The following is an 8,142-nucleotide window of genomic DNA, read 5'->3' as shown; positions in this document are numbered from 1 at the left end:
ACAATTGTAAAAAGCGTAACCGCCGATAGAAGTAACAGAATTGCCGATAGTTACTGAAGTTAATCCACTACAATTGTAAAAAGCGTAACCGCCGATAGAAGTAACAGAATTGCCGATAACTATTTTGGTAATACTGGTTCTTTGGTCAATCCATGGAATATTGTCGATAAAATAATTATTACTCATGTTCCCAATGCCGCTAATTGTTAGAGTACCGTCTACAAGTGTAGCGGTAACACTGCTTACTCCACCTGGATTATCGTATGCTCCGCAGTACCATGTTTGCGTTTGTGCTGTAATCGGCATAACAAACATAATGGTAACCGCAACTCCCATTGCCGTCATTACTTTCAAAAACCTGTTTTTGTTCCCCATATAATCTCTCCTTATTTTTTTATTCCCTAACTATAGCAATTTAACTTATTGTAGCGCATATCCGTCGTGTTTGAACCAGTTTTCTATATCTTCGCAACTAACACAATTCAAAGCTACGTTCAAGGCATGAATCAAAGTTTCCGGCGTTCGTGCTTTAATCTTTCTTGATTTGTTCTTTAACTTTGACCGCATAAGTTCAATAGGATTCAAATCCGGCGAATAAGGCGGCAAAAATAACACTTTCGCACCTCTACCGACAATTGCGTCAGTTACACCGCGAGCTCTATGCACTGTTGAGTTGTCCATAATCACTATATCTCCTTTTAGAAAGAGACGGAGCAAGGAAATTATCAACGTATTTTTTGAACAATTCTCCATTAAGAGTTCCTTTGAAAACAAACGGAACTTGTGTGCCATCAAGGCGGATAGTTGACAATACAGAAATTCTTTTAAATCTCACATCAGGAACATAATCATTAACTCTTTGGTTTTTGGCCGCTCGACCGTAAAGTCTTGTCATCCCAAGATTTATGCTACTCTCATCAAGAAAAATCAACTTCTTAACATCAAAAGATGGTTGTTTGTTCTCTCGCCATTCATTACGACTTTCTTGAACATCAATACGATTTTGTTCTATCGGGTATTTTGCGAAGATATAAAATGAGCAAATAATCGTAAATAAAACTTTACGAGAGAAGGTGATGAAAAATTGATTTATTATATCAAAAAAGTCAGAAATTAATACCGATTTATGCCATAAAACCCGCTCTGAGAGAGGATTGGCACGGAATTTGATGATTGGGGGGGGGGGGTAAATCTTAACGAGGAATTGACAACGTCAAACGCGTAATTTAATTTCTCCGCTATATGTGCGTAAACCGTCCGCGCCGTTTTGAAAAGCAAAGAAGAAATTATATTTATTATCGCCGTCTTACTCATTGCTGCCGCGTTTCTAATTTTGGTTTAGTCAACATTCATCATTTATATAAAATAATATTTTTTATAGTGTTTTGCCGAATTTTTTTTTATTTTTTAACTTTTTTGTACAAAAATTTTTCTTTCATCTATTAAACACGTTATACCGACCGTATATCCAATCCTATCTTTTTTCTGATAACTCTGAAATCAAAAACCTGATTTTGCGGAAAAATAGCCTTAACGATATCCGCCGGACGATACTTTTGGTTTGTATAAAGCGTGAAAAAAACGCCTTGGTTTATCGACAAGTTTTTAATTTCGCTCGGAATAATCGAAACAATAACGTCTTCTTCTTTTTTGCGCGTTTTAATTTCAATTTTTTCCTGCGATAAAAAATCTTTCAACGCTTTTTCAAAAAAAATATCGGAATTTTCACCGCATATTTTCTCCGCTTTCCAATCGGTAAAAATCGTCGATTGTTCAATGGAATTTTCTTTTATGTCTATCGATTTTTGCGAAAAGAGTTCGATTCCCTGCGGCAGAAGCGAATTTACTTTCGCAATATCCACGATTTCCGTATCCCAAACGATAACGTCAAAAAGTTCGTTTTCTCCGACGGCGCCCAAAGGAAGCGGCTGAGCGAACGAAATCTTCGGACGCGAGCGAAACCCTTGCGAAAACACGACCGGCGTTTGAGAAGCGGCAAGCGCACGCGCGACGCAATCCATCAAATTCCTGTGTGAAATAAATCTCGCCCGCTCAATTTTTTTGTAAGAAATCCTGACTCTTCGTTTCGTCTGTCCTTGAAAATCCGCCTCTTCTTTTTCGCGGATTGAGTATTTCGGCGATTCTTTTTCAATTTTCATTTTTACTTTGTCTTTGCAGACTCCGCACAAATTACACCCGTTTCTGCAATCGTTTGTGGTGATTTGCGAATACGCTTTTTTAAGTTCTTCAAGTAAAAATTTTTCGCTTACTCCGGTTGAAATTACGCTCCACGGTAATTTTTGCGAAACGTCGATTTTTTGCGTGTATTTTTCCAAATCGATACCGCAATTTTTTGCGCACTTTTTCCACAAGTCGATTGATAATTTGTCGTTCCACCCCTCAAATTTCGCACCGTGCAAAAACAATTCGTAAATAAACTTTGAAAGTTCTCTATCGCCTCTTGCTAAGACGGATTCACAAAACGAAAGCGACGTATCGCGGTAGTCTATATTCACGTTTTTTATATTTCTCAGCGTGGTTTTCACCCTTATGCCGCGCTGCAAAATTACCTGTAAATCGCACAATTCTTCCCATTGAAACGGCGTATGCGGTTTTGGCGAAAACGGTGAAAGCGACACGTTAAGCGTACACCTTTTAGTATGAGAATACACGATTTCGCCGCATTTTTTTATCAAATTTATCATTTCGTCGATGTCTTCGTTCGTCTCGCTTGGAAGTCCTATCATAAAATAAAGTTTTATCGTGTTCATTTTTCGCTTTGCAAGAATTTCTGTCGTTTCTAATATTTTTTGCGTCGTAAAATCTTTATTTATTACGTTTCTCAAGCGCTGGCTTCCCGCTTCGGGAGCGATTGTTAACGACGAAGACTGCGAGATTTCGTCGAGTAAAGTCTGCGTATTTTCATCCATGGCGTCAAGTCTTGTGGACGGGATTCCGATTTTTACACCGTCAAGATTTCTGTTTTTCAATTCGCACATAAGCGGCGCAAATTGCGAATAATCCGCAGTCGAAAGCGACAACAAACCCACTTCGTTCCAACCGGTATTTTTCACAGAATTTGCGATTTGCTCCAAAATATCTCCGATGTTTCTTTCGCGAATAGGACGATAATAATATCCCGCCGCACAGAAGCGGCAGCCGCGAGTACAGCCGCGCATAATTTCTATCGCCGCACGGTTATGAACGGTTTCCACTATCGGCGCAAGTTGCTTTTGTGGAATATATTTTTCAGAAATTTCCTCGATTTTTGCAAATTCTATCGATTTCTCAAATGCGGCGACACTAAATTTTCCTGAAATTTTAACTTCATAATTTTGTGGAATATACGCGTTTGGAATTTTTGCAATTTGCGCTAAGGTATCTTTTCGCGGCGTTTTTTTTTCTTTGCAATTTTGCATAATTTCACAAAACTCAAAAATTGTTCTTTCGCAGTCGCCCGCAAAAATCACGTCGAAAAAATCCGCGATAGGTTCGGGGTTTGCCGAAACTATTCCGCCGGCGATGATTATCGGTTCGTTTTCGCCTCTATCTTTTGTCCAAACAGAAATTCGCGCCAAATCAAGCATTGCCAAAACATTCGTGTATTGAAGTTCGTACTGCAAAGAAAATCCGACAAAATCGGCGTTTTTTATCGGCGAAAAACTTTCCAAAGAATAAAGCGAAATATCGTTTTTACGCATAATTTCTTCGGCGTCTTCCCACGGCATATACGCTCTTTCCAAAGCCCAGTTTTCGTTGGAATTTACGATATGGTATAAAATCTGGCTTCCGTAATGCGACATTCCGATGTCGTAAAGTTCGGGAAAACATAAAACGCCGTTTAATTTTACGTTATTTTTTGCGATAACGTTTTGCTCTCCGCCCGTGTATCTTCCAGGTTTTTCGACAAACGGGAACAATTTTGTTTCTAAGATATTATACAAATTTTCAGACATTTTTCACGTCTAAAACAAATTAACGATGTTATCCATAGAAACGACTCTCTCTTCGCCGGTTTCCATTATTTTTATTTTATAGTTTCCGTTTTTTTCTTCTTCGCCGCCGATAAAAAGCACAATTTTCGCCCCGGCGCCGTCCGCTTGCTTCATCTGTCTGCCGAAATTTCCAAGTTTCAGCGGATACTGAACGCTTAAATTCGCATCTCTGAATCTTTTTACGGTTTTCAGGACATTTGAATAATCTTTGTCGAACGAAACGATAAATAAATCGCAGTTTTGTTTGATTTCGGGAAGTTTGCCCAATTCTTTAAGCAAATCGCTTAAAACTACGTCGCCTACCGCAAAACCAACCGCAGGAGTAGGCTGCCCGCCGTAAAGTTCGACCAATTTGTCGTATCTTCCGCCGCCGGCGATAGCGCGCATAGTCCGCTTTTTGTCAAAAATCTCAAATACGACTCCCGTATAATACGCCAAACCGCGAACAACCGAAACGTCAAATTCTATATAATCGGAAAAACCGAGATTTTGCAGACGCTCAAACATTTGATTAATTTCTTTTATCGGTTCAATATCGCTGTTTATCGCCGAAATTTCATCGATATTTTTTGCCGATAATATTTTTTTAACGCTTTGGGCGACCTTTTTGTCTGCAAAAAATTCGTCAATCATCAAACAAAAATCGTCAAACGAAACTTTGTGCATTTTATCCAGAATCGCATATAACTTTGCAAGATCGTCCAGATTTACTCCGACGAATAAAAATAATCGCTCCAAAAGCGTTCTGCTTGAAATATGAACCTGAAAATCGTCGCTTGAAAGCCCTAAATCGCAAAGCATATTAATCGCCGCGGCAATAAGTTCTGCGTCGGCGCAAACGTCGTCAACGCCTAAAATATCCATATTCAACTGGAAAAATTCGCGAAGCCGCCCTTTTTGCATCTTTTCGTAACGGAAAAGTTTGGGAATTGAATACCATTTTATCGGCTTTTTAAGTTCCTGCCCTTTTGCCGCAATCATTCTCGCAAGCGACGGAGTCATCTCGGGGCGAAGCGCTAATTTCCGACCAGCTTTATCTTCAAACGTATATAACTGCCCTTCGATTTCGTCGCCGCTTTTTTGAGTATAGACCTCCAAATGCTCAAAAACAGGCGCGTCATAAGGCTCAAATCCGTATTTTACGCAACTGTTTTTCCAAGAATCAAAAATATAGTCCCTGATTCTCGTTTCGTCCGGATAAAAATCTCGAGTTCCTTTGGGCGCCTGCCAATCCATTTTTCATTTCCTTTACGATTTAATCAAAAAGAAAATAGTTTTTGCCCGATACCGGCAAATAAAAACGAACGATACTTTCTTTCTTATTTTTAAAGAATACTATCGGATGAAAATCCGAATGAAAATTATTTCGTCGCATTTTGCGTTTTGATATGTAAATATTGTATTTTATTTCAAAAATAGGATGGGAAATATGGCGCAGTCAGATAAAGAAACAATTTATGACGAAAGCAAAATTCAAACGCTCGATTCGCTTGAACATATTCGCTTACGTTCCGGAATGTATATCGGGCGGCTTGGAAACGGCAATCAATACGATGACGGAATTTATGTTCTGCTCAAAGAAGTTATCGATAATTCTATCGATGAATTTATAATGAAAAACGGCGACAAAATAGAAGTCGAACTTAAAGAGAATTTGATTTCGGTTCGTGATTACGGACGTGGGATACCGCTTGGAAAACTTGTAGATTGCGTTTCAAAAATAAATACCGGGGCAAAATACAACACAGAAGTTTTTCAATTTTCAGTCGGGCTAAACGGGGTCGGAACAAAAGCGGTTAACGCCCTGTCAAGTTATTTTAAGGTAAAATCGTTTCGTGACGGAAAATGTAAAGAAGCGGTTTTTGAAACGGGAAAGTTACAAAAAGAAACGGACGGACTGCAATGCGAGAACGCGACCGGAACATATTTTGAGTTTATCCCCGATATGTCGATTTTCGGCGAATATCAATTCAATAAAGAATTTATCGAACAGCGGCTTTGGTCTTATGCGTATCTCAACCGCGGGCTGAAACTGTTTTTTAACGGACAGAAATTTGAATCCCGCGGCGGGCTTAAAGATTTGCTTATAGCCGAAGTCGGAGACGACAGAATTTACGATATTTGTTATTTTAATTCAAAAGACAGCAAATTGGAATTCGCATTTACACACACGGAACAATACGGCGACGGATATTTTTCGTATGTAAACGGACAGCATACTTCTGCAGGCGGAACTCACGAGTCGGCGTTTCGCGAAGGAATTTTGAAAGGTATTAGAGAATATTCCGGAAAAAATTATGACACTCAGGACGTACGCGACGGAATTGTAGGAGCGATTTCGATTCGTTTAGAAAATCCGATTTTTGAAAGCCAAACAAAAAATAAACTCGGAAATACCAATATTCGCGGCGACGTAGTGAATGCGGTGAAGGACGCGATTGCCGATTTTTTGCATAAACATTCCGATACCGCCGAAATACTTATTGCAAAAATAGAACGAAACGAACAAGTTCGCAAAGAATTGAGCGAAGTTAAAAGAAAAGCGAAAGATAACGCTAAAAAGATTTCAATAAATATTCCCGGTTTCAAAGATTGCAAATATCATCTTCCGGACGGAATAAAGGGCGAAAACTCAACGATTTTTATCACCGAAGGAAAGTCGGCCGGCGGGAGTATAACATCTACGCGAGACGTATTTTTACAGGCGATGTTTCCGCTTCGGGGCAAACCCAAAAACTTGTTCGGATGCAAAAAAACCGATATTTATAATAACGAAGAGATGTATAATTTGGTTACCGCCTTAGGAATTGAAGATTCTCTTGATAATTTGAGATACGGCAAAGTCGTAATAGCGACCGATGCGGACGTTGACGGTTTTCACATTCGACTTTTAATGATGACTTTCTTTCTAAATTATTTTGAAGAATTAGTGCTTGAAAATCGTATTTTTATTCTTGAAACGCCGCTTTTTAGAGTACGCAACAAAAAAGAAACGCGGTATTGCTATTCGATTTCGGAAAGGGATAAAGCCGAAAAATCAATGAAAGACTGCGAAATTACCCGTTTCAAAGGGCTTGGTGAAATTGATACGAAAGAGTTCGGGCAGTTTATCGGGAAAGATATGCGGCTTACCGAAATAAATATAAAAACGATGGCGGAAATTCATCGTTTAATGAAATTTTATATGGGACAGAATACTTCGGAAAGACGAGACTATATAATAGAAAATTTAATTTAATAAGGAGGAAATTATGTGTAATCGTTCGGACAAACCTTGCTGGTTGCATCTTGTTTTTTGGTGGTCGGTAACAATATCGGCAATTGTCGCGATCATTGTTTCGCTTGCAATCAAGTACGAAAAAGATTTGCTTGAAAAAAAGCAAGACGAAAAAGACGCCGACATAAAAGAATGCGGCTGTTAATAATTTTATTTGAAAAGGGAAATAATGCTTGATTATTGGCTTGCGTTGTCCGTCGCAAATAAAATCGGCTTATCTACAAAACATAAATTGTTGAGATATTTCGGCTCACCGGTCAAAATATTTGAAGAAAAAATAAGAAAAATCGACTTTTCCGGAATAAAAGAAGACATTGACCTGAAAGCCGCAAAAGACAAATATTTGAAAACGGCGCAAATTATAATGAAGCGATGCGAAGATGAAAACGCCGAAATAATTTGTTTTGACGATGAAAATTATCCGAAACTTTTGAAGGAAACAAATGCGCCGCCGCTAATTCTTTACTGCAAAGGCGACAAAAAAATTCTATCGCAAAGAAGCGTCGCAATCGTTGGAACAAGAGAACCAAACAGCAACGGGAAAAAAGATACCGAAATGATTTCCTCCGGACTTACAAAAAGCGGTTTCGTCATAGCCAGCGGACTTGCAAGAGGCGTAGATACCGTCGCCCACGACAGTGTGGTGAACGCAGGCGGCAAAACTATCGCCGTTATGGCGACTGGGATAAATAAAATTTATCCTGTTCAAAACATAGAACTTGCTAAAAGAATAACGGGCGGCGGCGGCGCGTTGATAACCGAACAGCGTCCGGACGAAATGCCGTTTGCGCCCAATTTCGCCCAACGCAACAGAATAATTTCCGGCATTTCGGAATGTACGATTATAGTATCCGCACCGGAAAAAAGCGG

General features: G+C 39.2%; 7 protein-coding genes and 1 pseudogene. 3 read left to right on the top strand and 5 right to left on the bottom strand.

Annotated features, from left to right (window positions below; all coding sequences use genetic code 11):
- From LBH98_09500 to hisS, 5 genes and pseudogenes are all read right to left on the bottom strand, one after another.
- The coding region (locus tag LBH98_09500; protein ID MDR0304980.1) for a leucine-rich repeat domain-containing protein at nt 1-375 on the bottom strand (375 nt) is incomplete at its 3' end.
- Nucleotides 376-420: 45 nt separating this feature from the next.
- A pseudogene (locus LBH98_09495) lies at nt 421-931 on the bottom strand (transposase).
- A 182-nt stretch (nt 932-1,113) separates the two neighbouring features.
- Nucleotides 1,114-1,314 (bottom strand): hypothetical protein, encoded by a 201-nt coding sequence (locus tag LBH98_09490; protein MDR0304979.1) that lies wholly within the window; start codon nt 1,312-1,314, stop codon nt 1,114-1,116.
- Between the two features lie 137 nt (nt 1,315-1,451).
- The gene (locus LBH98_09485) at nt 1,452-3,956 is read right to left on the bottom strand and encodes a TIGR03960 family B12-binding radical SAM protein (protein MDR0304978.1); all 2,505 of its coding nucleotides are present in this window, start codon (nt 3,954-3,956) and stop codon (nt 1,452-1,454) included.
- Nucleotides 3,957-3,965: 9 nt separating this feature from the next.
- Nucleotides 3,966-5,231, bottom strand: a complete 1,266-nt coding sequence (gene hisS / locus LBH98_09480; GenBank protein ID MDR0304977.1) for a histidine--tRNA ligase — start codon at nt 5,229-5,231, stop codon at nt 3,966-3,968.
- A 193-nt stretch (nt 5,232-5,424) separates the two neighbouring features.
- On the opposite strand from hisS, the gene LBH98_09475 reads away from it, so the two are divergent.
- The 3 genes from LBH98_09475 to LBH98_09465 form a co-directional block, all read left to right on the top strand.
- Entirely contained in the window at nt 5,425-7,233 is a 1,809-nt protein-coding gene (locus LBH98_09475; protein ID MDR0304976.1) for an ATP-binding protein, read from the top strand.
- 13 nt (nt 7,234-7,246) lie between these two features.
- Nucleotides 7,247-7,417, top strand: coding sequence for a hypothetical protein (locus LBH98_09470; protein MDR0304975.1), 171 nt, complete (start codon nt 7,247-7,249; stop codon nt 7,415-7,417).
- Between the two features lie 24 nt (nt 7,418-7,441).
- Nucleotides 7,442-8,142 (top strand): DNA-protecting protein DprA (locus LBH98_09465; protein MDR0304974.1); only part of this gene is annotated, 701 nt, incomplete at its 3' end.

It is taken from the genome of Chitinispirillales bacterium (assembly GCA_031254455.1).
GTDB lineage: Bacteria > Fibrobacterota > Chitinivibrionia > Chitinivibrionales > Chitinivibrionaceae > WRFX01.
This window is presented reverse-complemented; position numbering and strand designations above follow the sequence as displayed.

Bases quoted from the DNA above. Each gene is read 5' to 3' on its own strand.
- LBH98_09490 (MDR0304979.1), bottom strand. From the start codon at position 1,314: ATGAGTAAGACGGCGATAATAAATATAATTTCTTCTTTGCTTTTCAAA.
- LBH98_09485 (MDR0304978.1), bottom strand. From the start codon at position 3,956: ATGTCTGAAAATTTGTATAATATCTTAGAAACAAAATTGTTCCCGTTT.
- hisS (MDR0304977.1), bottom strand. From the start codon at position 5,231: ATGGATTGGCAGGCGCCCAAAGGAACTCGAGATTTTTATCCGGACGAA.
- LBH98_09475 (MDR0304976.1), top strand. From the start codon at position 5,425: ATGGCGCAGTCAGATAAAGAAACAATTTATGACGAAAGCAAAATTCAA.
- LBH98_09470 (MDR0304975.1), top strand. From the start codon at position 7,247: ATGTGTAATCGTTCGGACAAACCTTGCTGGTTGCATCTTGTTTTTTGG.